Annotated in this window: 20 protein-coding genes; 9 read left to right on the top strand and 11 right to left on the bottom strand. The window is 70.3% G+C overall.

Features of this window, described 5'->3' with window-relative positions:
- Positions 1-17 precede the first annotated feature (17 nt).
- A complete protein-coding gene (locus tag EAO79_RS13315) occupies positions 18-1,373 on the top strand; it encodes an O-acetylhomoserine aminocarboxypropyltransferase/cysteine synthase family protein (RefSeq protein ID WP_124769282.1) in 1,356 nt (451 codons plus the stop codon).
- Positions 1,370-2,701, top strand: a complete 1,332-nt coding sequence (locus tag EAO79_RS13310) for an LLM class flavin-dependent oxidoreductase (protein ID WP_124769281.1) — start codon at positions 1,370-1,372, stop codon at positions 2,699-2,701. The genes EAO79_RS13315 and EAO79_RS13310 overlap by 4 nt, the downstream gene beginning before the upstream one ends.
- 12 nt (positions 2,702-2,713) lie before the next feature.
- Here the strand turns inward: EAO79_RS13310 and EAO79_RS13305 are convergent, their stop codons facing one another.
- Both EAO79_RS13305 and arfB read right to left on the bottom strand, forming a co-directional pair.
- Positions 2,714-3,700, bottom strand: a complete 987-nt coding sequence (locus EAO79_RS13305) for an NAD(P)-dependent oxidoreductase (protein WP_124769280.1) — start codon at positions 3,698-3,700, stop codon at positions 2,714-2,716.
- Between the two features lie 111 nt (positions 3,701-3,811).
- Complete coding sequence (gene arfB, locus EAO79_RS13300) at positions 3,812-4,234, bottom strand: alternative ribosome rescue aminoacyl-tRNA hydrolase ArfB (RefSeq protein WP_124769279.1); 423 nt, start codon at positions 4,232-4,234, stop codon at positions 3,812-3,814.
- A gap of 79 nt (positions 4,235-4,313) precedes the next feature.
- On the opposite strand from arfB, the gene EAO79_RS13295 reads away from it, so the two are divergent.
- The gene (locus EAO79_RS13295; RefSeq protein ID WP_241160879.1) at positions 4,314-5,321 is read left to right on the top strand and encodes a diacylglycerol kinase family protein; all 1,008 of its coding nucleotides are present in this window, start codon (positions 4,314-4,316) and stop codon (positions 5,319-5,321) included.
- Positions 5,322-5,328: 7 nt separating this feature from the next.
- On the opposite strand, the gene EAO79_RS13290 is transcribed toward EAO79_RS13295, so the two are convergent.
- The 7 genes from EAO79_RS13290 to EAO79_RS13260 all read right to left on the bottom strand — a co-directional run bounded on the left by EAO79_RS13290 (position 5,329) and on the right by EAO79_RS13260 (position 14,926).
- On the bottom strand, positions 5,329-6,039 hold the full coding sequence (locus EAO79_RS13290) for a cyclodeaminase/cyclohydrolase family protein (protein ID WP_124769277.1): 711 nt from the start codon (positions 6,037-6,039) through the stop codon (positions 5,329-5,331).
- Between the two features lie 26 nt (positions 6,040-6,065).
- On the bottom strand, positions 6,066-7,076 hold the full coding sequence (locus EAO79_RS13285; RefSeq protein WP_161578521.1) for a LacI family DNA-binding transcriptional regulator: 1,011 nt from the start codon (positions 7,074-7,076) through the stop codon (positions 6,066-6,068).
- Between the two features lie 49 nt (positions 7,077-7,125).
- The gene (locus tag EAO79_RS13280) at positions 7,126-9,378 is read right to left on the bottom strand and encodes a beta-L-arabinofuranosidase domain-containing protein (RefSeq protein ID WP_124769275.1); all 2,253 of its coding nucleotides are present in this window, start codon (positions 9,376-9,378) and stop codon (positions 7,126-7,128) included.
- Between the two features lie 2 nt (positions 9,379-9,380).
- On the bottom strand, positions 9,381-11,735 hold the full coding sequence (locus EAO79_RS13275) for a beta-glucosidase (RefSeq protein WP_124769274.1): 2,355 nt from the start codon (positions 11,733-11,735) through the stop codon (positions 9,381-9,383).
- Entirely contained in the window at positions 11,732-12,625 is an 894-nt protein-coding gene (locus EAO79_RS13270; protein ID WP_079002436.1) for a carbohydrate ABC transporter permease, read from the bottom strand. The genes EAO79_RS13275 and EAO79_RS13270 overlap by 4 nt, the downstream gene beginning before the upstream one ends.
- Positions 12,625-13,584: a carbohydrate ABC transporter permease gene (locus tag EAO79_RS13265; RefSeq protein ID WP_079705845.1), complete on the bottom strand. Its 960-nt coding sequence runs from the start codon at positions 13,582-13,584 to the stop codon at positions 12,625-12,627. The genes EAO79_RS13270 and EAO79_RS13265 overlap by 1 nt, the downstream gene beginning before the upstream one ends.
- An 82-nt stretch (positions 13,585-13,666) precedes the next feature.
- On the bottom strand, positions 13,667-14,926 hold the full coding sequence (locus EAO79_RS13260) for an ABC transporter substrate-binding protein (protein ID WP_164486943.1): 1,260 nt from the start codon (positions 14,924-14,926) through the stop codon (positions 13,667-13,669).
- Positions 14,927-15,184: 258 nt separating this feature from the next.
- Between EAO79_RS13260 and EAO79_RS13255 the strand changes: the two genes are divergently transcribed.
- From EAO79_RS13255 to EAO79_RS13235, 5 genes are read left to right on the top strand one after another with little or no spacing between them, the layout of a single operon-like run.
- Positions 15,185-16,183 carry a LacI family DNA-binding transcriptional regulator gene (locus tag EAO79_RS13255; protein WP_124769272.1) on the top strand — a complete coding sequence of 333 codons (999 nt, stop codon included), beginning with the start codon at positions 15,185-15,187 and terminating at the stop codon, positions 16,181-16,183.
- Between the two features lie 52 nt (positions 16,184-16,235).
- Positions 16,236-18,446, top strand: coding sequence for an alpha-galactosidase (locus EAO79_RS13250; RefSeq protein WP_124769271.1), 2,211 nt, complete (start codon positions 16,236-16,238; stop codon positions 18,444-18,446).
- A gap of 37 nt (positions 18,447-18,483) precedes the next feature.
- Positions 18,484-20,019, top strand: a complete 1,536-nt coding sequence (locus EAO79_RS13245; RefSeq protein WP_124769270.1) for an alpha-N-arabinofuranosidase — start codon at positions 18,484-18,486, stop codon at positions 20,017-20,019.
- The gene (locus EAO79_RS13240; protein WP_241160878.1) at positions 20,016-21,314 is read left to right on the top strand and encodes a glycoside hydrolase family 27 protein; all 1,299 of its coding nucleotides are present in this window, start codon (positions 20,016-20,018) and stop codon (positions 21,312-21,314) included. Before EAO79_RS13245 ends, EAO79_RS13240 begins: the two co-directional genes overlap by 4 nt.
- The gene (locus EAO79_RS13235) at positions 21,314-23,704 is read left to right on the top strand and encodes a glycoside hydrolase N-terminal domain-containing protein (RefSeq protein WP_124769269.1); all 2,391 of its coding nucleotides are present in this window, start codon (positions 21,314-21,316) and stop codon (positions 23,702-23,704) included. The genes EAO79_RS13240 and EAO79_RS13235 overlap by 1 nt, the downstream gene beginning before the upstream one ends.
- Before the next feature lie 20 nt (positions 23,705-23,724).
- On the opposite strand, the gene trxA is transcribed toward EAO79_RS13235, so the two are convergent.
- Both trxA and EAO79_RS13225 read right to left on the bottom strand, forming a co-directional pair.
- Complete coding sequence (gene trxA / locus EAO79_RS13230) at positions 23,725-24,102, bottom strand: thioredoxin (protein ID WP_056006082.1); 378 nt, start codon at positions 24,100-24,102, stop codon at positions 23,725-23,727.
- 115 nt (positions 24,103-24,217) lie between these two features.
- Positions 24,218-25,009: a DeoR/GlpR family DNA-binding transcription regulator gene (locus EAO79_RS13225; RefSeq protein ID WP_124769268.1), complete on the bottom strand. Its 792-nt coding sequence runs from the start codon at positions 25,007-25,009 to the stop codon at positions 24,218-24,220.
- Between the two features lie 91 nt (positions 25,010-25,100).
- Here EAO79_RS13225 and EAO79_RS13220 point away from each other — a divergent pair, with 91 nt between their 5' ends.
- Positions 25,101-25,748 (top strand): bifunctional 4-hydroxy-2-oxoglutarate aldolase/2-dehydro-3-deoxy-phosphogluconate aldolase, encoded by a 648-nt coding sequence (locus EAO79_RS13220; RefSeq protein WP_079705839.1) that lies wholly within the window; start codon positions 25,101-25,103, stop codon positions 25,746-25,748.
- The last annotated feature ends 58 nt before the right edge of the window (positions 25,749-25,806 follow it).

The raw sequence follows: 25,806 nt of genomic DNA, 5'->3' as shown, positions 1-25,806 counted from the left end.
ACGGAGAGGACGAGGCGATGCACGAGCGGGACCGAGGGGGCTTCAGCACCCGACAGCTGCACGCCGGTGGTACACCCGATGCGCCGCTCCAGCCGCGGGCTCTGCCGATCTACGCGAGTGCCGGGTTCGTGTTCACCGACTTCGACGAGGCGGAGCGGCGGTTCGGACCGGACCCCGGTGGATACAGCTACAGCCGGGTCGGCAATCCGACGATCGACGCCGTCGAGCGCCGTCTCGCCGCGTTGGAGGGTGGTGTGGACGCGCTGCTCCTCGGCTCCGGACAGGCGGCCGTCGGCGTCGCCCTGCTCTCCCTGCTCGAGGCCGGCGACCACCTGCTCACCGCGCCGAGCCTGTACGAGGGCTCGCGCAGCCTCTTCACGGAGAACTTCGGCCGGCTGGGGATCACCACGAGCGAGGTCGCCGATCCGCTCGACGCCGACGCCTGGGCGCGTGCCATCCGACCCGAGACGCGCGCGATCTTCGTCGAGTCCATCCCGAACCCCCGCAACGACCTCACGGATCTCCGTCTCGTCGCCGACGTGGCCCATGCGCACGGGGTCCCGCTCGTCGTCGACAACACCTTCGCCACGCCCTACCTCCTGCGTCCCATCGAGCACGGCGCCGACATCGTCGTCCATTCGGCCAGCAAGTTCCTGGCGGGCCACGGCACCGTGCTGGGCGGGGTCGTCGTCGACGGCGGCACGTTCGACTGGGCCGCTCGCGCAGACCGCTACCGACACCTCACCTCGCCGCTCGCCGCGCTCGGCGGGCTCAGCCACGTCGAGGCGGACGGGCGTGCCGCGCTGGCCGCCTACGCACGGGCATCGGTCGCACTGCGTCTCGGCCCGACGCCCTCGCCGTTCAACGCGTTCCTCATCGCACAGGGCATCGAGACGCTGTCACTCCGCGTCCAACGGCAGAGCGAGAACGCCCTCGCCCTCGCGACGTGGCTGGCTGGACGGACGGAAGTGGCCTCGGTCGACTACTCGGGACTCAGTGACAGTCCGTTCCGAGGCCTGGCGGACCGGTACCTGCCGGATGGACAGGGATCGGTGTTCTCGTTCACCCTGCACGGCGGACGGGACGCAGCGCGGACGGTCATCGACCACGTCGGCCTGTTCACGCGGATGACGAACCTCGGCGACGTCCGGTCACTGATCCTCCACCCGGCCTCGACCACGCACGCCCAGCGTTCGGCCGAGCAGCTCGCGGCGAGCGGCATCGGCCAAGGACTCGTGCGGATCTCCGTCGGCATCGAAGACGTCGCCGACCTCATCGCTGACCTCGCCTCGGCGTTCGACGCGCTCCCCGTCCGGGAACCGTCGACGGGCACCGGCGCGAGCGTCACGGCGGATGTGGCGGTCGCCGCATGAGCGCCCGGCAACGCTTCGGCTGGTTCCTGTCACGTGGGTTCGGTCCGCATGGTTGGGGGCATCCGTACCTCGACTGGGACTACCGCTGGCAGGAACCCGCCCTCTACCAGCAGGCCGCGCGCGAGCTCGAGCAGGCGGGCCTGGACCTCCTGATCATCGAGGACGCCCTCTCGCTGGGGAACCCTGAGACGCTCGACCTCCGCATCCGCGGCGCCTACGGCGGGCCGAAGCACGACCCGCTGAGCCTCGCCCCGTTCCTCTTCGCGGTGACGGAGCGCATCGGCATCATCCCGACCGTGAACCCGTTGCAGCTGCCGCCGTACCAGGCGGCACGGCAGTTCGCGACCCTGCAGCACCTCAGTCGCGGACGGTTCGGGGTGAACGTGGTCACCGACGTCGGCAGCAGCCGTCACTTCGGTGAGCCGGTCGTGCCGCACGACGTCGCCTACGAGCGGGCGGAGGAGTGGCTCGACGGCGTGCGCGCGCTCTGGCGGAGCTGGCGACCCGGCGCGTACGTGGGCGACACCGCCTCCGGACGCTTCGCCGACGGCCGCCACCTCGACCGCGTCGAGCACCGCGGCGCACACTACGACTTCGACGGGCCGCTCAACGCCCTCCCCTTCGACGATGACTCCGGTGGCGAGCCCGTCATCGTGTCGCCGGGCTCCTCGCCGCGAGGGCTCGCCTTCACCGGGCGACAGTCGGACGTCCAGCTCGCCCTCGCACCGCTCGACATCGCGAGCCTCCGTGCGTACCGGAGACGGGTCCTCGATGCGTCGGCTGCCGTCGGTCGGGACACCCCTCCCGCGATCCTGTTCGTGTTCAAGCCCGTCATCGTGTCGAGCAGTGCCGAGGCCGACCGTCTCGTCGCCGCCTCGGAACAGCCGGACGATGAGACGCTGCGCTCCGTCGCACTCGCGTGGTCGAGCGACCTCGAGACGGACCTCACGGCGCTCGACCTCGACCGACCGGTGGACCCGGCCGTCTTCGGCGACCACGTGTCGCGCGGCAGTCTCGACGCGTTGCGCGGACCGTACGAGTCCTTCGCAGCGGCGACGCTCCGGGAGCTGCTCGTGCCCAAGGCACGCCTCGGGCGGATCACCGACGGCAGTGGTGTCGTCGGCACGGCGGCTGAGGTGGCCGACCACATCGAACGCGCCGGCAGTGAGGCGGACAACGACGGGTTCATCTTCTCGGGCGACCTCCATCCGGTGACGGTGCACCGCATGCTCGACGAACTCGTGCCGATCCTCCGACGCCGCGGGATCCTTCAGCGTCCGAAGGTCGACGCACCGCACGGACTCCGGAGCTCGTTGCAGGCCCCCTGAAGGATCGCGTCGTCAGCGGCTCGTGTTCAGGGCTGCTCGTGGTTCTGGCAGGTCCAACTCCCCGCGGGCGACGAGCGAACGGACGGACTCGAGGACCGCCTCCGTCGAGGTGTAGGCGGGCTCGTATCCGAGCAGCGACCGTGCCTTGTCGATCGACGCGCAGTGGCTCCGTACCAGGTGCTCCCAGGTGGTGTCGGCGTGCTCCGTCGGTGTCTCTGCTCGGAAACGCTCCCAGGTCACCGACTCGAGCTCGGCCGAGCGTCCGAACCAGCCGGCGACGACGTCGGCGTAGCCGCGGACGGTCACCGCGGCGGCCGAGGTCACGTTGAGGTCCTCGCCGGCGACACGGTCCCGGTTCGCGACGGCGAGCTCGAAGGCCTGCGCGACGTCGTCCGCGTGCACGTGGTGCAGCAGCTCGGCACCGAGTCCGGGGATGCGCAGCGGTGAACCGAGTGCGAGGGCCCGCCAGACCCCGGGGTCGAGGTTGCCCAACGGGTTGATGGGCGCCCACCCGGGTCCGACGATGTGCCCGGGATGCAGGGAGGTCGTCACCAGTCCTCCGTCGGCGGTCTCCTGCTGCAGCAGCCGGGCGATCTGGTCCTTCTGGACGCCGTAGTCGCCGAACGGCGCCGTCCCGGAGCCCTCGACGATGGGGACGGACGCGCTGGGACCGTAGCGCCAGATCGATCCGCAGTGGAGCAGCTGACCCGTGTTGCCGCGCAGTCCCTCGACGAGCGCCGTCGCCGAGGCGACCGTGAAGCAGACCAGATCGATGACGACGTCCGGGCCGAGGTCCGCGATGCGTCGCGCGAAGACACCGTCCCGGTCCTCGGCCTCCCGATCGGCCCGGATCCGCTCGACCTGGTCCCACTCGGGCGCGTCCGTGTACGGCGAACGATCGCCGCGGCTCACGCTCACGACCTCGTGGCCGGCCCGGACGAGTCGCGGGACGAGGAAGGTGCCGATGTGGCCGGTCCCGCCGATGACGACGATGCGCATGGTGTTCCTCCGTTCGCGCACGACGACGGCGTCGACGGGTGCGCTCTCCGGGAACGCTAATGGACCGGACCGTCCGACGCACGCCCTTGCGGGAGGCGACGGTGTGACCCGCTAGTCGTCGGAGGGACGTCGCCGTTGCTGCTTGGTGGCGCTCCGCTGCTGTTTCGCGGCGAGGTGGCGTCGCGCCGATCCGCGGGTCGGACGCGTGGGCCGGCGCGTCGGCGCCGGCGGCGCGAGAGCCGACCTGATGCGTGTCGCCAGCGCTTCGAGTGCGAGTTCGCGGTTCCGGAGCTGCGATCGCTCGCGGGAGACGGTCACGGTGATGGCTCCGCCGACCAGCCGGGCGCCGAGCCGCTCGAGCAGTCGGTCGCGCTGCTCATCGGTGAGGACGGCCGACTCGCCCACACTCCACGTCAATTGGACACGGCTGTCGGAGGTGTTGACGTGCTGTCCGCCCGGGCCGGACGACCGGGAGAAACGCCACTGCAGTTCGGCTGCCGGGATCATCAGTCCGGGCGACACCTCGAGGTCCATGGGGCAAGCGTCTCACGAACCCGCGGCACAGCTCGCGTCCACCGCTGGTTCCGAGCCGGTGCCTCCTATCCTTGACGCTGTGAACGATGCACCAGCCGAACGCTCACGTCGACGCGCAGCCGTCGTCGTCAATCCCTCCAAGGTCGACATCAAGGTCCTCCGCTCGGCCGTCGCAGCCGCTGAATCGACGCACGGACTGGCACCCTCCACCTGGCACGAGACGAGCGCCGACGACGACGGCCGGGGTGCATCCGCGGCCGCGATCGCCTCGGCGCCCTCGGTCATCCTGGTCGCGGGAGGCGATGGGACACTGCGGGTCGCCGCCGAGGCCATCGCATCCACCGGCATCCCCCTCGGGCTGGTCCCGGCCGGAACGGGGAACCTCTTCGCCCGAGCGCTCGGCCTGCCGTTGGGCGACCTCAAGCGGTCGGTCGACATCGCCTGCTCAGGGCGTGACCAGGTGGTCGACGTCGGTCAGGTCAGTCTCGGGCGCAGCGACGGCACGAACCGGGACGAGGTCTTCCTCGTCATGGCCGGCATCGGCCTCGACGCGCACATGGCCGGCCACACCAATGAGCGGCTGAAGCGACGGATCGGCTGGCTCGCCTACTCCGACCCGATCGCGCGGAGCATCATCGGCAACCGGCAGTTCGACCTGCACTATCGACTCGACGACCGTCCGGAGGCGGCTGCCCGAGCGCACACGATCATCGTCGGGAACTCCGGCACGCTCACCGGTGGGGTCCTGCTGCTCCCCGAGGCCGTCGTGGACGACGGCCTGCTCGATGCCGTCATGCTGCGCCCTGGCAAGGGTCCGGGTTGGGGGAACATCGGCTACCGCCTGACGTTCAATCGGATGCTGCACCGCACGCGGTTCGGCCGGCTGGTCGGACGATTCTCGCCCAAGGCACGCGCGATCAGCTACGCACAGGCGCGGACGATGCACCTCAGACTCGAGGAGCCGCAGGAGATCCAACTGGACGGCGACTCGCACGGTTCGGTGATCTCGGTCTCGCTGACGAACCTGCACCACGCCCTGATCGTCCGGGTTCCGAGCGGCCCGGCTGCGCGCCCCGGCGTGCGCTGACCACCGGCTACGACGCCGCGTCGGTGGGAGCGGCCTCGGGGTCGATCGACGCCGCGAGCCGGTCGATCCGCTCGAGGGCACGGTCGAACACGGCGACGAGTTCCCACAGGCGCGGCTCGTCGGCGCGGACCTCCTCGAGGGAGCCGTGTGCGCTGCGGACCGAACCGAGATCGAAGCTGACGTTGGTCCGCGCTCCGGTGATCGCGGCGCGGAGTGCGCCGATCGCCACCGCCACGTCGGCGATCAGCGTCGGGTTGCCGTGCTCGGTCAGCCACGCGAGATCGTCGATCGCGTCGACGGCATGCTCGCCCAGGCGTGCCGAGGCCGCGGCCGCCTCGATGGACGCAGCACGGATCGCCTCGTCGCGTTCGACGCCGGCCGGGAGACGGAAGGCACTGCCGAACGCTCGCGAGGCATGGGCGTCCTCGTCGGCCAGACGCAACGCCAGCTCGGAGCGTGCCTCAGCGCGAGCGCGGAGTGCGGCGATCGTCGCCTCGGCCTTGGATCCGTTCTCGTCCTGCCCGCTCGCGTCCTCGGCGGCATGCGTGGCCCGGGTGTAGCCGGCGACCATCGCGGTGAGACCGGCGGCGATCGCCAGCATGAGTCCGGATGCGGCCCCGCCGCCGGGGTTCCCGGTCGCCGTGCCGAGCGCCTGCATCCAGGTCGACACGCTCGAATGCTCCGTCGACACCTCGTCGGTGTCCGATGATCCCGTCATGGCGACCATTCTCCCGCGCGTCAGCGTCAGCTCGAGGCGCGGACGATGAGTTCGGTCGGGAACTCCGCCCGGTCCCCCGGATCCGTCCCGGGCTCCGCCTCGAGGACGAGCTGGACCGCACGCGCGGCCATCGCACGCATCGGCTGTCGCACCGTCGTCATCGGCGGCGGCATCAACCTGGACTGCGGGAGGTCGTCGAAGCCGACGACCCGGATGTCGTCGGGGATGCGGAGCTGCAGTTCTTCAGCGGCCCGGTAGACGCCGTAGGCCATCTCGTCGTTGCAGCTGAACACCCCGATCGGGAGGCCCCCCTGCCTGAGCAGCTTGCGCACGGAGACGAACGCACTCTCCGAGGACCAGGGAGACGAGATCTCCTCGACCGTCGCCCCGTCGGCGTGCCGTTCGACCGCCGCTCGGAAACCGGCCTCCCTCGCGCGACCGAACCGGTACTTCGGCCGACCGGTGATGATGAGGAACCGACGTGTCCCCCGCCGGGCGAGGTGCCGACCCGCGTCGAAGCCGCCCTGCCAGTCGGTGGACCCGACGCTCGGCAGACTCCGCGCCGGCTCCGCACGCGGATCGAGGAGCGCGACGGGGATGTTGGCCGAGGCGAGGATGTCGAGCTGGGAGACGTTGGGACGGATGAGGCACACGACGACACCGGCCGATCCCCGCGCACGTGCCCGACTGGGCCAGTCGTCGACCATCGACTCGCTCTCCGGCGTGAGCACCAGGTCGTAGTTCGCCGCAGCGGCAGCCCGCCGCACGCTCGTCACGACCGTGTTCGCCCAGGGGTCGTCCCACTGACTCATCGCCAGGTCGAGCAGGCGCGGGACCGAGCGAGGTCGGCCGCGACGCTGTGCTGCGCGGTCGTAGCCGAGGTCGTGCGCTGCAGCGAGGATGCGGTCCCGGGTGTCCGGGGACGCATGGCGCTTCCCGGCGAGCACCCGGGAGACGAGCGACACGGAGCATCCCGACTTCGCGGCGACGTCGGCGAGCGTCACGCTGAGGTCGTCCCGCTCCGGCGTCGTCGTCATGGCTCCATGGTCTCGCATACCGGGGTGCTGTGCGCGCCGGTCTCGGTGGTCAGGCGCCTTCGGCGGTCAGCACTCGGAGTTCGGTGCACCGCGGGGTCTCGCGATCCGGCTGCGCGACGAGCGCGAACCGCCGGACACCCCACCCGGCGCTGGTCGGCGTCAGCGGGTACTCCGCCCACTCCAGGTCGTCGTCTCGCCCGCCCTCCTGCGGAGCGACCGGCGAGCCGTCGATCTCCAGGGTGAAACCGTGGCCCGCCGGGTCGTGCAGCCAGGTCACTCTGACGACCCGGCCGAGGAGATGCGGGTCGACGAGCGTCACGGACAGACGCTCGGCCGTGCTCCGCCAGCGGACACCACCCACCGCGCCGCTGGCGCTGGCCACTCCCTCGAATCCGTGATCCGCCTCCGGCTGCTGCTCGCCCAGAGCGACCCGGTCGACCGTCCGTCCGTCGATGCTCGCGGCGCGTCGGTCCCGCTCGACCAAGGCGGTGCGGCGCCGAGCGACGGCATCCTCGTCCGCCGTGGACGCCACGGGGAACGTGACGGTGTACCGCGCGTCGTGCAGCCCGGCGAAGGGTTCCAACGGGATCGGTCCTCGGTCGGAGTCGATCCGGAGTCGCCCGTCGGCGTCCCGGTAGGGCACAGCCGACCGCGGGACGATCGGTGCCGAGGCGAGCGGGGTGAGCGGGCCGACGGCGGTATGCGGGGCGTGGGCGCGTCCGGCCAGCACCACCACGGTCGGCAACGACTCGCCACGGGCGGCCAGGACGGACGGACCCCAGAGGAGCGAGGTCCAGTCCGAGCCGTCCGGGTACGGTTCCGCACGACCGCCCATGGTGAGCTCGAACGACACCGTGTCGCCGTCGCTCCACTCACGATCCAGGACGAGATGGCCGCGTTCGAGTTCGGCGGTGACCGGAGCGCCGTTGAGGAACACCTCGGGTGTCGGATCACTCCACCCGGGGACTCGGACGCGGAGACGGAACCGCCGCGAGCCGGTGAGCCCGAGGGTGAGTCCGACGACGCCGTCCGACGGGAAGGCCGTCCGTTGCTCCAGCTCGAGACCGAGTTCCGGGAGCCGCATGACGGAGGGCGCGAAGAGCTCGACCGACACCGCGTCGTCGTCGAACCGGTACAGCGACTCACCGTGTTTCGCGTGGCTCTCCAAGCCGGTCCCGACGCAGCACCAGAAGCTGTGCTCCGGCGAGGAGTAGACGCGGTAGTGGTCGGGTCGCATCGAGGTGAAGTAGACGAGCCCTCCGTGCTCGGGGTGCTGCGATGACAGGAGGTGGTTGAAGAGGATCCGTTCGAGCGCGTCGGCGATCGCCGGGTCGGACTCGTCGGCACTGAGCCGTCGGCCCAGCTTGATGAGGTTGTAGCTGTTGCAGGTCTCCGGCCCCTCCCGATCCTCGGTCATCGGGGTGAAGTCGTCGATGGCGTGGAAGTGCTCGCGGACACTGTTGCCGCCGATCGAGACCGTGCGCCGGGTCAGGATCGTCTCCCACGCGAACCGAGCCGCGCGGGCGAGGGCCGGATCACCGCTTCGTGTGGCGAGCGCGGCGAACCCGACGAACTGCGGGATGCGGGTGTTGGCGTGCAGGCCGGTCAGTTCGTCGGACCGGCGCGACAGCGGTTCGCTGAGGGCGGTCGACGTGAAGCGGGCCGCCATCGCGAGATGGCGGGGATCGCCCGTGAGGTCGAAGAGGTCGACGTACGCCTCGTTCATCCCGCCGATCTCCGTCTCGAGCATGAGCTGGAAGTGCTCGTCGTCGATCCCGGCGGCGAGTTCCTCCCACCAGGTGGCGAGGCGCAGGACGACGTCCCGTGCCACATGATTCCCGGTCAATCGGGCCGCGTCGATGAGACCGGCGTACAGCTTGTGCAGGTTGTACCAGGGCACCCAACGGCCGGCGCGGAAGGTCGACTCGGTGATCCCCGCTGCGACCTCGGACCAGAGTTCGGTACTTCGAGGGACGCCACCGACGTACCCGGACCCCAGGTGGTCCTGTGCGCGGGCCAGTTCGGCGACCGTGTACGCGAGCCGGGAGCGCAGGACGTCGTCCCCGGTGGAGGCGACCATCAGGGAGCAGGCCGAGAGGTAGTGCCCGGCGGTGTGGCCGTCGAGTCCGCGCACCTCCCAGTCGTCGTACGATGCCGCCCGAGGCTCCAGGCCCGCCTCACGGAGGAACGGGGCGAGCAGGCGATCGGGCTCGAGGGCTCGCAGGTACGCGCGGTCGGCCTCCTGCGCCTGGAACAGGGGCCCACCCGTGAGGGTGACCTGGGAGATCGGGACGAACGGCATGGTCAGGCCTTCCTCGCGTCGACGCGCCGCCAGTCCACGCGGAGCTCGCGCGGCCCGACCAGCTCCCGCCGGCTGCCGGTCACCTCGATCGTGTGGGTGAGCGGACGCTCGAGTGCCGACGGCCCGGCGGACAGGACGTAGGTCCCCGGTTCGACCACCCGGCGGCCGTCGACGCCGGTGAAGGACACGCGGTCGGCCGACACCGAGAACCGCACCGTGGCCGACGTCCCGGCAGTGACCGTGAGACGTGCGAAGGCGAGCAGCTCGACCGAGGGACGCACGACGGAGGCCACCGGATCCGTGCCGTAGAGCTGGATCACCTCGACGGCGTCGTCGACACCCACGTTCTCGACCGTGACGTCGACGAGGACCTCACCGTCGACGGCGAGTTCCGCCGCGCTCATGAGCGAGCGGTAACGGACGTCCCCGGCGGTGAGGCCGTGACCGAACGGGAAGAGCGGTGTGGGGTCGAGCACGCTGATCCCGCGGGACGCCAGACCGAGTGGTGGCTGCAGGTAGGTGCCCGGCATGGCCGGTGAGCGAGGAATCTGCGCCGGGAGCCGTCCGCTCGGCTGCACCCGGCCGGACAGCAGCCCCGCGACGGCCGCCGCGCCCTCCTGACCGGGGAAGAACGCCTGGACCAGTGCATCGGCCCGGTCGTAGTCCCCCAGTGCGTAGGGTCGCCCGGACAGCACGGTCAGGACGACGGGCGTCCCGGTCGCGAGGACGGCGAGCACGAGGTCGTGCTGGCCCCCGGGGAGGCGCAGGTCCTCGGCGTCACAGCCTTCTCCCGAAGTACCATCGCCGAACAGGCCCGCGATGTCGCCCACGGCCAGCACGACGACGTCGGCTGAACGGGCGGCCTCGACGGCGGCCGGAACGTCCTCCTGACCGGTCCCGGTGATGCTGCATCCCGGTTCGACGACGATGTCAGCCGCGGGGAACTCGGTACGCACCGCGTCCAGGATCGTCGGGATGGTGATGCCGAGATCGTGCCCGGGGTGCTTCGACAGCACGTGGTTGGGGAACGCGTAGCAGCCCACGAGACTGCGGAACTGGTCGGCCGCCGGCCCGATCACGGCGATGCGCGCGGCGGTCTGGAGTGGGAGGACGGCGCGGTTCCGGAGGAGGACGACCGACTCCTCGGCCAGACGCGTCGCGATGGCGCGGTTGCGGGGGCCGTCGAGATCGGTCGATGCGGCGTGCTCCGGCACGAGCGGACCCCCGTCGAGCAGGCCGAGCTCGATCTTCTGCCGCAGGTGCCGGAGCACGGCCCGGTCGACCAGCCGCTCGTCGAGCGCCCCGTCCTGGACGAGCCCGACGAGGACGGCGCCGTAGCCGGCGGTCTCCGGGAGCTCGACGTCGATCCCGGCGGTGAGGGCGAGCGCGCCGGCTTCCGCCGCGTCGCTCGCGACATGGTGCATGGTCGCCAGGAACGGGATCGCCCAGTAGTCGGCGACGACGGTGCCGTCGAAACCCCAGTCGTCGCGCAGGATGCCGGTGAGCAATTCGACACTGGCACCGGCGGGGACGCCGTCGAGATCGGTGTAGGCGTTCATCACGCTTCGCGCTCCCCCGAGCCGGATCGCCGTCTCGAACGGCGGAAGCACGACGTCGGCGAGCTCGCGGCGCCCCATGCTCACCGGGGCGTGGTTCTTCGCGCCTCGGGACGCGGCGTAGCCGGCGAAGTGCTTGAGCGTCGCCACGACCCCGGACCGCTCGAGACCACGCACGTACGCGGCGCCGAGCTGGCCGACGAGGTAGGGGTCCTCTCCCAGCGTCTCCTCGACCCGGCCCCAGCGGTAGTCCCGGACGACGTCGAGGACCGGCGCGAGTCCCTGATGGACACCGACCGAACGGAGGTCGTCTCCGATCGCCTCAGCCATCCGCTCAACGAGCTCCTCGTCGAACGAGGCGGCCCAGGCGAGCGGCGTCGGGAAGGCGGTCGCACCGTACGCGGCGAACCCTGTCAGACACTCCTCGTGTGCGATCGCGGGGATGCCGAACCGGTTGCCGGCCACGACCTGCCGTTGCCGTTCCCGCAGGCGATCGACACCCTCGGCCACCGTCACCGGTTCGGTCCCGAAGATGCGCGTCAACTGCCCGAGGCCACCCGTGAAGTCGCCGGTGGGCGCCGATGTCGGCGCAGCCGGGTCGTCGGAGCCACCCACGCTCGGCGCGAAGTCGCCCGCCGTGTCGGTGAACCAGACCGAACCGAGCTGACCGACCTTCTCCTCGAGGGTCATCTCATCGAGGAGTGCTCGCGCCCGCTCGTCGGGTGACGCCCGTCGGTCGTTCCAGACGCCGCGGACGATGCCCGACGTGGTCGGCGTGACGCCGTCGTGTTGCAGGGTCATCCCTTGAACGCTCCGTCCATGATCCCCGTCACCATGCGCTTGCCGACGAAGATGAACGCGATGAGCAGCGGGATGGTGGCCAGGAACGACCCGGCCATCGCCAGGCCGAGGTCGATCGACCGCTGCGACTGCAGGGCCTTGATCGCGATCTGGACCGTGTACATCTCGGGCGACTTCAGGACGATGAACGGCCAGAGGAAGTCGTTCCACGATCCGACGAAGCCGAGCAGTCCCAGGACGAACGCCGCCGGTCGGATGACCGGGAAGACGATCCGCCAGAAGATCTGCCAGGTGTTGGCACCATCGAGTCTCGCCGCCTGGAGCAGCTCGTCGCTCACGGAACTCGAGATGTGCTGACGCATCCAGAAGATGCCGAACGCGCTCGCGAGGCCGGGGACGATGAGTGCCTGCAGGGTGTCCACCCAGTCGAGCGCGGAGATGATCAGGTACTGCGGGATCACGCTGAGCTGCGTCGGCACGGTCATGGTGAGGACCACGAGGATGAACAGCGCGTTGCGGCCGCGGAACTCCAGTTTCGCGAAGGCGAACCCGGCCAGGGCGCAGAGCAGGGCCGATCCGACGCCGATCGACAGCGCGACGATGAGACTGTTGATCATCGATTGGATGAACGGCACGGTCTCGAGCACGAGCCCCACGAGGTGGAACAGGTTGTCGCCCGGGTACAGCCGCGGTGGCAGGGTGGTCGCCGTCGCCGAGTCCGTGGTCGCGACGACGAACATGAAGTACAGCGGGAACATGCTCACGACGACGGCGCACACGAGGAGGACGTAGGTGTACCAGGGGATGCGACCGATCCGGCCGCCGTTCCGTTTCCGGCCGGCGGAGGTCGCGCTCGCCATCAGCTGGGTGGAGTTGAGCGTCTCGGACATCAGCGTCCTCCTCGGGTGCGGGTGGACAGGAAGAAGTTCAGCAGGGCGACGAGGACGACGATCACGAACAGCGCGACGCCGATCGCCGAGCCGTATCCGAACTCGAACTGACCGAAGCCCTGCTCGTAGAGGAACAGCGTGAGCGTCTGACACTGTCGTGCCGCACCGCAGGTGAGGCCGGTGGCCGGGTTCACCAGCAGTGGTTCGGTGAACACCTGGAGCCCGCCGATCGTCGAGGTGACGATCGTGAACACGATGATGGGACGCAACGACGGGATGGTGATGTAGACGAATTGCTTCCATCCACCGGCACCGTCGACGGCGGCCGCCTCGTACACGTCGCGAGGGATCGCCTGCAGTGCCGCCAGGTACAGCAGCGTCGTGTAGCCCGTCCACCGCCAGACGACCATGAGCGCGACGAGGAACCACGAGCCGACCTTGTCGTTGAGGAAGTCGACGTGGTCACCGCCGAAGAAGCTGATGAGGTAGTTGAAGAGCCCGTAGTCACGGTCGAACAGCTGGGCGAACACGATCGTGGTCGCGGCGACCGAGGTGATGTACGGCACGAGCATCGCCATCCGGAACCCGGTGGCGAAGCGCAGGCGGACGTGGTTCAGCAGATGGGCGAGGCCCAGGGCGATGACCAGCTGCGGCACCGTGGAGATGATGAAGATCGCGAAGGTGTTGAGCATCGCGTTCCAGAACCGTGGGTCGGCCGCGAGCCTGGTGAAGTTGTCGAAGCCGATGAAGGTCTGCTGACCGATCGGGTTCCAGTCGAAGAGGGACACCACGAAGGTGAACAGGAGCGGGATCAGGCCGAAGACGGCGAAGATCAGGAAGAACGGGGCGATGTAGACGTAGGGGGCGAAGCGTTCCGGCAGGGTGTTGCGGATCCGCGTCCCGATACCGGGTGGCGACTGCTTCGGCAGCAGCCGAGGTGGGGCGATGTGTGTGGTCACGATGATCCTTCAGGGGCGTTCCGGCGTGTTGCTCGGCCGGAACGCCCCGGGTCGGAGCGGACGGGTGGACGGGGCCGTCGGGTCAGCCGCCGAGGGCGTCCTTCACGGCCTTCATCGCGACGTCCCAGGCCTTGTCCGGTGGGGTGTTGCCGGCTTCGACGTCCGTCACGGTGTTGATCATCGCGGAACCGATCGTCGCCGTCTCCGGACCGTTGAAGAACGGCTTGAACTCCTGCAAGGACTTGCCGAGCACGGCACCGATCTTCGAGTCGCCGAAGAACGGGTCGGTGTAGTCGGCGATCGCGGTGGACTCGTACGCGGAGACCGTGCTGGGCAGGGCGCCGGTGTCGGTGAAGTTCTTCAGCTGCGACTCGGGTGACTGCATCTCCTTGATGTAGGCCCAGGCCGCCTCCGGGTTCGCCGCGCGCTTCGGGATGGCGAGGTAGCTGCCGCCCCAGTTGCCGGCGACCTTGGGCACCGTCGTCACGCGCCACTGGCCGGAGGTGTCGGGCGCGTCCGTCTTGATGCTCTTCAGCATCCAGGACGGAGCTGCCATCGCGGCGAAGGCGCCGTTGGTCTTGCCCGTGCTCCAGCCGGTGGAGAATGCGGGGACGTTCGCGGTGATGCCGGCCTCGATCGCCTTGATCGAGATGTCGAACGCCTCCTTCACCTGCGGATTCGTGTCGTACACGAGCTCGCCCTCGGGCGTGTAGTACTTCTCGTCGACCTGGTTCACAGTCTGGAAGAAGACCGAGGTGCCGGCGTTGTCGAGGAACGGCTTCCCCGTGGCGGCGACGTACTGCTGGCCGACGGAGATGAAGTCGTCCCAGGTGGGCCAGAGCGCCGCGACCTCGTCCGGGTCGGACGGCAGGCCGGCGGCCTCGAAGAGGTCGGCGCGGTACGCCATCGACATCCCGCCCACGTCGGTCGGTACCCCGATGACGGCGTCGTTCTGGGCCACCGCCTGGTCCCAGACCCACGGCAGGTAGTCCCCGGAGATGTCGTCGGCGCCCATCGTGCTCAGGTCGACGAAGTTGTCGGGGTTCGCGACGAAGTTGGGCATGTCGTCCCCCTGGATGAGCACCAGGTCGGGGACCTTACCGCCGGCCAGCGCTGCGGTGAGCGCCTGGGCGGTCTCCTGCGTGCTGCCGACCTCGGTGAGTTTGACGGTGATGTCGGGGTGCGCTTCCTTGTACTTCTCGACATCGGCCTTCTGGTTGATGCCCGTGAAGGACCAGAACTGGAAGGTCTTGTCATCGCCGCCGCCGGACCCGGAACAACCGGTGACCAGGGCGCCGACCATGACGGCGACGGTTGCTGCTGCTGCAAGACGGAATTTCACTGGAAATCCCCCTCCTATGCGGGATCGTGTTCCGCGGTGTCGCGCTACGTTGCGGTCACCGGCCGGAGATCGCTCTCCGGCTCGCGCCGATGTCGACTGGATCGGGGAGCATCCGGACCGTTCGGGCGTGGTGATCACCATAGGCAGCGGGGTTCCAGGGCACCAGGGCAATATTGCGCAACTCGGAGACCGCTCTCTCGGATTCTGCGATGCTCGTTGCCAGACCACCGGCAGGTGGACGATCGCAAAGGAGCGAGGATGCGCAAACCGACCCTGGTCGACGTCGCCCGAGAGGCCGGCGTCTCCCGAGCGACCGCGTCGCGGGTCCTCGCCGGCGCCTCGACGGTCGACGCCTCGATGGTCGTCGCGGTGCGCGAAGCGGCCGCGAGACTGGCCTACCGCACGAACGTCGCAGCCCGGTCGCTCGCCGGAGGCAGGACGGGCGCGGTCGCGATCGTCCTCGCGGCGGGCGAGCTCGAACCGTTCTCCGGATCGTTCGTCGCGGCACCGCTCAAGGGCGCCACCGCCGCGCTCCTGTCGGCAGCCCAGCAGCCCGCGCTCTTCCTCGCCGACCCGCGCCAACTCGACGCGCTCGTCGCCTACCTGGCGGCGCACTACGTGGACGGGGCGGTGGTGATCCTGCAGCACGAGATCAGCACCATCACCCAGGCGCTCGCCTCGGTGGACCTCCCGATCGTCTTCGTCGGCCGCCCGATGGGTGAGCACACGGAGGACGTCACCTTCGTCGACTCCGACAACTACGCCGGCGGTCGGCTCGCGGCCGAACACCTGATCGCACTCGGCCGCACGCGGATCGGCGTCATCTCGGGCCCCGCCGACATGGCCGCGTCCAGCGACCGCGTCCGAGGCTGGCGGGACGTCCTCACCGAACGCGGCCTCGACACCCGTGCGGTCGCCCGAGGCGACTTCACCATGCCGAGCGGGTCGTCGGCCATGGCACGGTTGCTCTCCCGGTACCCGGACCTCGACGCCGTCTTCGCGGGCTCCGACCTCATGGCGGTCGGCGCGATGCGCGTCCTCGAGGCCAGTGGCCGCACGGTCCCGGACGACATCGCGCTCGTCGGATTCGACGACACGGTCGTCGCGGCAACCGCGGAGCCACCGCTGACCTCGGTCCGTCAGCCGTTGGAGCAGATGGGCAGGGTCGCCGCGGAACTCGTCATGGAGCTCATCGCCGGCCGGACGACCGCACCGCGTTGGCTCGACACGACGCTCGTCGTCCGGGACTCCGCCTGACCTTCGGCCCACCGGCCGTCACACCCGCCTCACCGACCGCTTCGGAGGAACCATGTCCGACCTCTCAGCGACGCCCGAACACCGCGTCGTCCATCTGCAGTGCGACGGCGTCTCCGTCGTCCTCGTCCAGCACGGGACCCGCCTCCCGACGATCGCGCACTGGGGAGCCGCCGTCGATGCCGACGACCTCGAGTGGCTGGCCGCGTCCACAGCCACCGTGCGCGGCGACCTCGTCGACGGATCTGACGCGCCGTACGAGCCGAGCCTGTTGCCCGAGCACGCGTCGGGCTGGTCGGGTCTGCCCGGCCTCCGGGCGCATCGCGCCGGGACGGCCTGGTCGTCGCGCTTCGAGGTGGCCTCGGTCGAGGTCGACGGGGCGGCCCTCCCGGCCGGCGAGGTGCGGCAGTGCGGCGCCGCGCTGGTCGAGGTGACCGCGGTCGACGACCAGACCCGCATCGCTCTCCTCGTGGCGATCGAACTGACACCGACCGGCCTGCTGCGCACGCGCGTGACAGTCACGAACCGGGGCGACGACCTCCTGGAGATCGAGGGTGTCGTGCCGGCCCTCCCGGTCCCGACGTCGGCTCGGGAGATCCTCGACTTCGCCGGTCGGTGGGGCAACGAGAAGCTGCCGCAGCGGCTTCCGGTCACGACCGGGACGCACCTCCGCGAGTCGCGGCACGGTCGCCCCGGTCTCGACGCCACCGGGGTCACCGCGATCGGAACACCGGGGTTCGACAGCCGGACCGGTGACGTCTGGCTGTGCCACGTCGGTTGGAGCGGCAACCACACGATCGGCGTCGAACGCACCGACGGACACCTCGCGTTCCGTGGCGGCGAACTGCTCCTGCCCGGCGAGGTCCGACTCGGCCCCGGCGAGGACCACCGGACCCCATGGGTGTACGGGGCCCACGGCGTCGGCCTCGATGCCGCCTCGTCGCGGTACCACCGTTGGCTGCGCTCGACCTCGCGGGCGGCTCGGCGTCCGCGCCCCGTCACCATGAACGTCTGGGAGGCGGTCCTGTTCGATCACGACCTCGACGTCCTCTCCGAGTTGGCGACCCGGGCCGCGGCCATCGGCGTCGAGCGCTACGTGCTCGACGACGGATGGTTCCGCGGACGTCACGACGACACCCGCGGCCTCGGCGACTGGACACCGGACCCCGAGCGTTGGCCGGACGGTCTCGCGCCACTCGCCGACCGGGTGCGATCGCTCGGCATGGAGTTCGGGCTGTGGTTCGAACCCGAGATGATCAACGAGGACTCCGACCTCGCACGCGAGCACCCGGACTGGATCCTGCGGGCGAGGGACGAGCTCCCGTCGCCCGTCCGGCACCAGCAGGTGCTCGATCTCGGCAATCCGGCGGCCTTCGACCACATCCTGCAGGCCATCGACACAGTGGTCGGCGAGCTCGGGATCGCGTACCTGAAATGGGACCACAACCGCGACCTCGTCGATGCCGGGCATCCGTCGACCGGGCGGGCGGCCGTGCACGACCAGACCGAAGCCCTCTACCGGCTGCTCGACGAGCTGCGATCGCGGCACCCGCACCTCGAGATCGAGAGCTGCGCGTCGGGCGGAGGCCGCGTCGACCTCGGCATCCTCGAGCGGTCCGATCGCGTCCACACCTCCGACAACCACGACCCGATCGAGCGGGCCCGGATGCTCCGGTGGACGGGGCTCCTCGTCCCGCCCGAGATGCTCGGGTCGCACGTGGCCTCGGCCAGATCGGCCACGACCGGACGCACGCACACGCTCCACACCCGGTGCGCGGTCGCCCTCCTCGGGCATTTCGGCGTGGAGTGGGATCTGCGCGAGCTCGACGATGCGGATCGGACGACCCTCGCCAGGTGGATCACCGTGTTCACGCGTCATCGCGGACTCATCGCCACCGGCCGCGTCGTCGGCGACGGCGAGTGGGACGACGACGCTCCGACCCTGCGCGGGGTCGTCGCGGAGGACGGCACCACCGCGCTGTACACCCTCGTGACTCCCCCGCGGTCGGCCGACTCCCGTCGTCGGGTCCGCCTCCCCGGACTCCGCCCGGACGGTCACTACCGCCTCGCCGTCGCGCAGGACGACTCCCTCGGCCCGCGCTGGGTGATCCCCCAGTGGCTCCGGGATGCGCCGCCACTCGACGCCGACCCAGCCACGCTCGCGGCGGCGCCCGTGCTGAGCGGTGGCCAGCTCGCCGTGATCGGCCTCGACCTCCCCACCTTCCAGCCCGACCGCGCGATCACGATCCTCGTGACCGCCGTCTGACCCACGACCCGCTGCACAGAACAGGACCACATCACCCATGGACTCCACTGCGACCGTCACCGTCGACCTCGACCGGCCAGGACCCACGATCAGCCGACACGTCTACGGCCACTTCGCGGAACACCTCGGGCGCGGCATCTACGACGGTTTCTGGGTGGGCGAGGACTCGCCCGTCCCGAACGTCGGCGGCATCCGGCTCGACGTCGTGGAGGCGCTCCGCGAACTGCGCATCCCGAACCTCCGCTGGCCGGGCGGCTGCTTCGCGGACCGCTATCACTGGACGAGCGGCATCGGACCTCGTGAGGACCGCCCGAAGCTCGTCAACACGCAATGGGGCGGGACGAGCGAGACCAACGCGTTCGGCACCCACGAGTTCATGGAGCTGTGCGAGCTCCTCGGTGCCGACGCCTACGTCTCGGGCAACCTCGGCTCGGGCACCGTGCAGGAGATGGCCGACTGGATCGAGTACCTGACCGGTGCCGGGGAGACCCCGATGGCCGAGTTGCGTCGGGCGAACGGCAGGGAGGAGCCCTGGGACGTCCCGTTCTGGGGCTTGGGAAACGAGCCCTGGGGGTGCGGTGGCAACCTGCGCGCGGGCGCGTACGCGGACCTGGCACGCCAGTTCGGTACCTTCTGCGAGAGCGGCGGGAAGGTCCCGCTCTACCGGGTCGCCGCCGGCGCCGACGGGTTCGACGTGGCCTGGACCAAGACGCTGATGGAGGTCGTCGCCGACGTGGCCACCCACCCGTTCTCGGCGACCCCCTGGGAAGCCGTCTCGGTGCACTACTACACGATCGGCGGCAGCTGGAAGGCGAAGGGCAGCGCGACCGGGTTCGACGCCGCGGAGTACTGGAGCACGATCACCGCAGCACAGGGCGTCGAGCAGCTGCTGTCGTCGCACGCCGCCGTCATGGACGTGTACGACCCGGAGGAACGGTTCGGCATGGTGCTCGACGAGTGGGGCACCTGGTGGGACGTCGAGCCGGGCACGCACCCCGGGCATCTGTTCCAGCAGAACACCATCCGCGACGCCATGGTCGCGGCCTGGCACTTCGACGTGTTCCACCGCTTCGCGGGCCGGCTGCGCATGGCCAACATCGCGCAGACGGTCAACGTCCTGCAGGCGATGCTCCTGACCGATCCCGACGGCGGCGAGATGGTCCGGACGCCCACCTTTCACGTCTTCGAGATGAACAGCCCGCACCAGGACGCCACGTCCCTCCCGACGCACGTGGTCGGGCCGGTCCGCGACGCCGACGCCGCACACGCGGGTGGCATCCCGACCGTCTCCGCCTCGGCGAGCGTCAAGGACGGCGTCCTCCATTGCTCGCTGACGAACGTCGACCTCGACGCGCCACTCGTCATCGAGGTCGACGTCCGTGGCGGGTCCGTGGTCGAGCCGCACGGCCGGCTGCTCACCGCTGCGCGGCCCGACGCCCACAACCGTCCCGGTGAGACCGACGCCGTGTCACCGCGACCGCTCACGGGTCTCGACGTCACACCGACGGGTCTTCGCGTCACGCTCCCACCGCACTCGTTCGCCACGATCACGGCTCAGGTCGTCGCTCCATGAGCGAGGTGGAGATCGCGGTCACCGAGGTGCGTGCAGCACGTCGGGCGCGGGCGGACCGCCCGCCGATGGGCTGGAACAGCTGGGACTGCTTCGGAGGGTCCGTCACGGAGGCCGAGGTACTTGCCAACGCCGCGTTCCTGGCCGAGCACCTGCTGCCCGTCGGGTGGGACACGGTGGTCGTCGACATCCAGTGGTACGAACCGGCGCCCGGCGTCGGCGACTACGAGCGCATCTCCCAGCCGACGCTCGACGCCTGGGGCCGACCGCAACCCGCGCCGAACCGGTTCCCGTCTGCGGCGTCGGGCGGCTTCCGCGCGCTCGCCGACCGTCTGCACGCGCTCGGGCTCCGTTTCGGGGTGCACCTCATGCGAGGCGTGCCGCGGCGGGCCGTCGACCTCGAGCTGCCGATCCTCGGCTCGACCGCCCATTGCGGGGAGATCGCGGATCCGACGAACGTCTGCCCGTGGAATCCCGACAACGTCGGCGTCGACCTGACCGCCCCCGGCGCCCAGGCCTACTACGACTCGGTCATGGCGCAGCTCGCCGAGTGGGGTGTCGACCTCGTCAAGCTCGACGACGTGCTCTACCCACCGATCCAGACCGCCGAGATCGAGGCCATCTCGCGCGCGATCGACGCGACCGGTCGACCGATGGTGCTCAGCCTGTCCCCGGGGAAGCGACTTTCGACCGAGCACCTCGACACCCTTCGATCGACGGCGCAGCTGTGGCGGATCTCGGACGACCTCTGGGACGACTGGTCGGCGGTACGCGAACAGTTCCAGCGCCTGGCCCGCTGGGCGCCCCTCCAGCGTCCGGGGGCGTGGGCCGATGCGGACATGCTCCCGCTCGGGCGGATCGGCATCCGAGCCCACGTCGGTTCGGACCGGCTGAGCCGCCTCACCCTGGCCGAACAACGGACGCTCATGACCCTCTGGTGCATCGGCCGGTCGCCGCTCTTCTTCGGCGGCCACCTCCCGGACACCTCGGCGCACACGCTCGCGCTCCTGACGAACCCGGACGTGCTCGCACTGCTCGGCAGCGACGGGAGCCGGGAGATCATCCGCGACGGCGACCTCGTCGTCTGGGCGGCTGAGCTCGGCGAGACCCGGTGGCGCGCGGTGTTCTGGCTCGGCGATGCGGACACCGAGCTGCGGGTCCACCTGGCCGATCTCGGTTGCGCCGATCGATCGTCCGTCACGGAGCTGTGGAGTGGTCGGCCGTTGCCGGTCGTCGACGGTGCCGTCGACACGGCCCTGCCCGCGCATGGTGCCGTACTGCTCCGACTCGACCACTGATGGATCACCGACAGCAGCGCGTCGAGCGTCATCGAATCGAACTCGACGGACCGGCCACCCGGTTCGTCGATCGGTTCCTCATCGGGAACGGGACGTTGGGCGCGGCGCTCGACGGCGTGCCCGGACGGGAGGGCATGGACCTGTCCCTGGACACGTTGTGGTCGGGAGGTCCGCGACGTCCTGGCGACGGGCCGGCGGGCCGCTCGCTTCCCAGTCCTCTGGAGTCCGTGCGCCGGGCGATCGCCGACGGCGATCCCGTGGCGGCCGATGCCCGCTCGGCTGCACTGCGCGGAACCACGTTCACCGAGTCCTTCCAGCCGCTCGGCCGCCTCACGATCGACTACGCGTCGCCCGACGGCGGTTCGCGCTCGACTCGGACCTCCGATCTCGCGCGCGGCGTCGTCGAGACGACGTCCGCGAGCGGTGGCGAGGCGGTCGCACTCCACGCGTTCGTGTCGGCGGTGGACGATGTGCTGGTCGTCGAGCTGCTGGGTGACGGTGTCCGTGAACCGAGGGTCGGGTTCGCGACGCCGCACCCGTCGACGACGGAGGAGCACACGGTCGGCGACACCCGGTGGTGGTCGGCGACCGGCCGTGCGCCGACGAGCGTGCGACCCTCGTATCTCGGCGGTGACGATGACGAGGCCATCCGTTACCCGACCGACGTCCCGGATGCCGACGGTCTCGTCGACGCAGGCATGGCCTGGGCGCTGTCGATCGCGGTGCAGCCGATCCCGGGCGGGTTCCGCCTCGTCGCCGGTGCGCGTTCCGGACACCGCGGGTGGCAAGATCGACCGCTGGGTGACCCATCGACGCTGCTGGAGCACACCCAGGGGACGGTCTTGCGTGCGTTGCGGCGAACCGGGCAAGCGCTGCTCGATCGGCACGTCGCCGACCATCGGTCGCTCTTCGACCGCGTCGATCTGGACCTCTCGGCATCGGCGTCCGCGTCGGCCGACCTCGCGGAGCGGTACTTCGACCTCGGACGGGCGCTCCTCATCGGCAGCTCCCGACCGGGGACCGAACCGGCGAACCTCCAGGGGGTCTGGAACGATCAGGTCAGGCCACCCTGGAGCGCGAACTTCACCACCAACATCAACCTCCAGATGAACTACTGGCCGGCGGAGAGCACCGGCCTGGGTGACCTGGTCGAGCCACTCACCCGGTTCATCGGCGAACTGGTGGACGCCGGGCAGCGCACCGCCGGCGAGTCCTACGGCCTCGACGGGGCGGCAGCCCACCACAACAGCGACCTCTGGCGGCACACGGACGCCGTGCCGCTCGACGCGCACTGGGCGAACTGGCCGAGCGCGCTCCCCTGGCTCGTCGCGCACCTCCACCGCCGTCTGGACGACGGCGGTGCTGATCACGCCGCACGCGTCGCCGTCCTGCAGGCCGTCGAGCCGGTGGTCTCGTTCGTCCTGGGAATGGTCGTCACGGATGCCGCCGGATCGCTGGTCGTGAGTCCGTCGACCTCACCGGAGAACCGGTTCGTGGTCGACACGGATCACACGGCGGCGGTGACGGCCGGCGTGGCGATGGACCAGGAGCTGGCGCACGAGTGCCTCCGCGAGTACCTCGCCCTCGCGGAGCGGCTCGGCGACGGCATCGCGGACGTCGGGCTCCTGGCTCGAGCACGCGACACCGTGGCCACCCTCCGACTGCCGCAGGTCGGCCGCGACGGAACACTCCTGGAGTGGGCCGAGGAGCGGGAGCCGACCGAGCCCGGCCACCGACACCTCTCCCACCTGTACGGCCTATACCCGGGGACCCGGATCACCGAATCGGCCACGCCCCAGCACTTCGAGGCAGCCCGACGCGCACTGCGACGGAGACTCACGAACGGCGGTGGCGGAACCGGGTGGAGCATGGCCTGGGTCCTCTGCCTGGCCGCACGACTCCGTGATCCAGGGCTCGCGTCCGAGGCGCTCGACACGCTGCTCGGTCCGCTGTCATCGGCCTCGCTGCTCGACCTGCACCCGATGGGCGACCTCGACGACGTGTTCCAGATCGACGGCAACCTGGGTGGGACGGCCGGTGTCGTCGAGTTGCTCGTCCAGGGGCACGGCGGTGTCCTGTCGCTGCTGCCGACCCTCCCGGCCGAGTGGTCGGCGGGACGGTTCCGAGGGTTCCGGGTCCGGGGTGGACACGTCGCGGATGTCGAGTGGAGCCGTCATCGCCCCGTCGCGGCGACCCTGCTTCTCACGGCCGGCGGCGTGCTCGTCGAGCTGCCGGACGACGGCTCGACGATCGCCATCACGGGCCCTCGCGGCGCACTGCCGACCCGGTTGGAGGACGGCGCGCCGGCCGGGCGGCGGCGGATCAGGCTCGACGAGCCCGGTGTCCATCGGCTCGGGTTCGCGCGTCCGCCCGGCGATCCGGAGGACTGACCGCCTCCTCCGGACGTCGGCTACTCGGCCTGTGCCTCGGCCTTCGCCGCTGCGATGGCGGCGTGCACCTCGGACATGTCGAGACCGCGCACCTGCGAGATGAGGTCCTCGAGTGCCGGCGCGGGGAGGGCGCCGGCCTGCGAGAAGACGAGCACGCCGTCGCGGAACGCCATGAGCGTGGGGATCGACGTGATCTGCATCCCGCTCGCGAGTTCCTGGTTCGCCTCAGTGTCGACCTTGGTGAACACGACGTCCTGGTGCTGCTCGCTCGACTGCTCGAAGACGGGGCCGAAAGCCTTGCACGGCCCGCACCACTCTGCCCAGAAGTCGACCAGGACGATGCCTTCGGCCGACACGGTGTCCTCGAAGTTCGAGATGGTCAGTTCCTGCGTGGTCATCGTGTGTCCTTCGGATCGGTGGTCGGACGCGTCGCATCCGACTGACGAGCCTACCCGCGGACGACGGGCCGTCCTCCCCTACCGCAGCGGAGTCGGTGGCACGACGATCGTGACGTCAGACGGCGGCGAGGCGCAGGTCGAGCCCGATGTCGGTGAGCGACTCGGCGACGTCCTCGGGCAGATCGGTGTCGGAGACGACCGCGTCGAGCCCGTCGAGTGGTGTGACGTTGAAGCGCTCGAACGTTCCGAACTTCGTGCTGTCGGCGAGTAGCACGCAGCTCGACCCGGCGGCCATCGCCGCCTGCTTCAGCACCACCTTGTCGGACACCGGCGTCGTGACGCCGTGTGCGAGATCCCAGGTCCCCGTGCTGAGGAAGACGACGTCGAGGTTGACGGCGCCCAGGGTCGCCGCGGCGAGGGCCCCGCTGGACGATCCGCTGGAGACGTCGACGACGCCCCCTGTATGGATGGTCTCGATCCCCGGGTGGTCGAGGAGTGTCGTGACCACCAGGAAGTCGTTCGTGACGACGGTGAGGTTCCGTCGGTCCGCGAGGAACGGGACGACGGCCTCGCACGTGGTGCCGGCGTCGAGGAACAGGACCATGTCGTCCTCGACCAGGCCGGCGGCGAGTTCGGCGATCGCACGCTTCCGCGGCAGTTCGAGCCCCGCTCTCGACGCCCGCTCCCGGGGTGGTTCCGATCCGCTCCGTTCGCTCAATCTGACGCCGCCCTGCACCGAGACGACCTGACCGCCCTCCTCCAATGCGGCGATGTCGCGACGCACCGTCATGTGGGAGACACCGAGGAGCTCGACGATGTGCCGGATGCTCAACACGCCCGCGCTCCGCAACAGGCGGAGGATCTCCTGGTGGCGTTGCTCCGGGATCAGGGGCGAGGAGGAACTCATGCCGCGAGCCTATCGGTCCGCAGAGATCGATCGTCGTGAATTTGAGACGATATGTGAATCTGTGTGAATCCATGGGGTAATGTGATCCGCGATGCTTACCAAATACGACGTCCTCCGCACGATCCACGAGACCGGCGCGATCCTCATCCTGCGCCTCGACAGCACCGACGAGGCGATCCAGGTCGCGCGGGCGGCGATCGCCGGCGGCTTCCGCGCCCTCGAGATCACGCTGTCCGTCCCCGACGCCCTGGGCGCCATCCGCACCCTCTCCGAGGAGTACGCCGATCAGGGTGTCGCCATCGGCGCCGGGACCGTCCTCGACGCCGAGGCCGCGTTCGCCTGCATCCAGGCCGGCGCCCGGATCCTTGTGAGTCCCAACCTCGACGAGGGCATGATCCGCACCGCAGCGCGCTACCAGGCCGTCTCGATCAGCGGGGCGTTCACACCGACCGAGATCGTCGACACGATGTCCGCCGGCGCCGACATCGTCAAGCTGTTCCCCACCGAGATCGCCGGACCCGAGTACCTCAAGACGGTCCGGGCGCCATTGGCGCAGGCACCGATCCTCCCCGCGGGCGGAGCCACACCCGAGAACGTCGGGACCTGGTTCGCCGCCGGGGCCGTCGCCGTGGGCGTCGGCAGCGCGGTCACGAAGGCGGCGCGCGCCGACGGCGACTACGGCAAGGTCACCCGGGCAGCTGAGGAGTTCCTCGCGGCGATCGCCGCCGCTCGGGCCTGACACCCGTTCCTCGCGCCCAGCGCGACGCAGTACCCACCACCACACGAAGGAGTGCATG

The organism is Plantibacter sp. PA-3-X8 (assembly GCF_003856975.1).
In the GTDB taxonomy this organism is placed as follows: domain Bacteria; phylum Actinomycetota; class Actinomycetes; order Actinomycetales; family Microbacteriaceae; genus Plantibacter; species Plantibacter auratus.
Note: the sequence above shows the minus strand (reverse complement) of the source record. Positions and strands in the feature narration are given on the sequence as shown.

What these genes read in the sequence shown, in the direction of transcription:
- EAO79_RS13280 (WP_124769275.1), bottom strand. Translation starts at nt 9,378, where the DNA reads ATGCCGTTCGTCCCGATCTCCCAGGTCACCCTCACGGGTGGGCCCCTG.
- EAO79_RS13225 (WP_124769268.1), bottom strand. Translation starts at nt 25,009, where the DNA reads ATGAGTTCCTCCTCGCCCCTGATCCCGGAGCAACGCCACCAGGAGATC.
- arfB (WP_124769279.1), bottom strand. Translation starts at nt 4,234, where the DNA reads ATGGACCTCGAGGTGTCGCCCGGACTGATGATCCCGGCAGCCGAACTG.
- EAO79_RS13290 (WP_124769277.1), bottom strand. Translation starts at nt 6,039, where the DNA reads ATGACGGGATCATCGGACACCGACGAGGTGTCGACGGAGCATTCGAGC.
- EAO79_RS13305 (WP_124769280.1), bottom strand. Translation starts at nt 3,700, where the DNA reads ATGCGCATCGTCGTCATCGGCGGGACCGGCCACATCGGCACCTTCCTC.
- EAO79_RS13315 (WP_124769282.1), top strand. Translation starts at nt 18, where the DNA reads ATGCACGAGCGGGACCGAGGGGGCTTCAGCACCCGACAGCTGCACGCC.
- trxA (WP_056006082.1), bottom strand. Translation starts at nt 24,102, where the DNA reads ATGACCACGCAGGAACTGACCATCTCGAACTTCGAGGACACCGTGTCG.
- EAO79_RS13310 (WP_124769281.1), top strand. Translation starts at nt 1,370, where the DNA reads ATGAGCGCCCGGCAACGCTTCGGCTGGTTCCTGTCACGTGGGTTCGGT.
- EAO79_RS13275 (WP_124769274.1), bottom strand. Translation starts at nt 11,735, where the DNA reads ATGACCCTGCAACACGACGGCGTCACGCCGACCACGTCGGGCATCGTC.
- EAO79_RS13245 (WP_124769270.1), top strand. Translation starts at nt 18,484, where the DNA reads ATGGACTCCACTGCGACCGTCACCGTCGACCTCGACCGGCCAGGACCC.
- EAO79_RS13285 (WP_161578521.1), bottom strand. Translation starts at nt 7,076, where the DNA reads ATGACGACGACGCCGGAGCGGGACGACCTCAGCGTGACGCTCGCCGAC.
- EAO79_RS13270 (WP_079002436.1), bottom strand. Translation starts at nt 12,625, where the DNA reads ATGTCCGAGACGCTCAACTCCACCCAGCTGATGGCGAGCGCGACCTCC.
- EAO79_RS13235 (WP_124769269.1), top strand. Translation starts at nt 21,314, where the DNA reads ATGGATCACCGACAGCAGCGCGTCGAGCGTCATCGAATCGAACTCGAC.
- EAO79_RS13240 (WP_241160878.1), top strand. Translation starts at nt 20,016, where the DNA reads ATGAGCGAGGTGGAGATCGCGGTCACCGAGGTGCGTGCAGCACGTCGG.
- EAO79_RS13220 (WP_079705839.1), top strand. Translation starts at nt 25,101, where the DNA reads ATGCTTACCAAATACGACGTCCTCCGCACGATCCACGAGACCGGCGCG.
- EAO79_RS13250 (WP_124769271.1), top strand. Translation starts at nt 16,236, where the DNA reads ATGTCCGACCTCTCAGCGACGCCCGAACACCGCGTCGTCCATCTGCAG.
- EAO79_RS13255 (WP_124769272.1), top strand. Translation starts at nt 15,185, where the DNA reads ATGCGCAAACCGACCCTGGTCGACGTCGCCCGAGAGGCCGGCGTCTCC.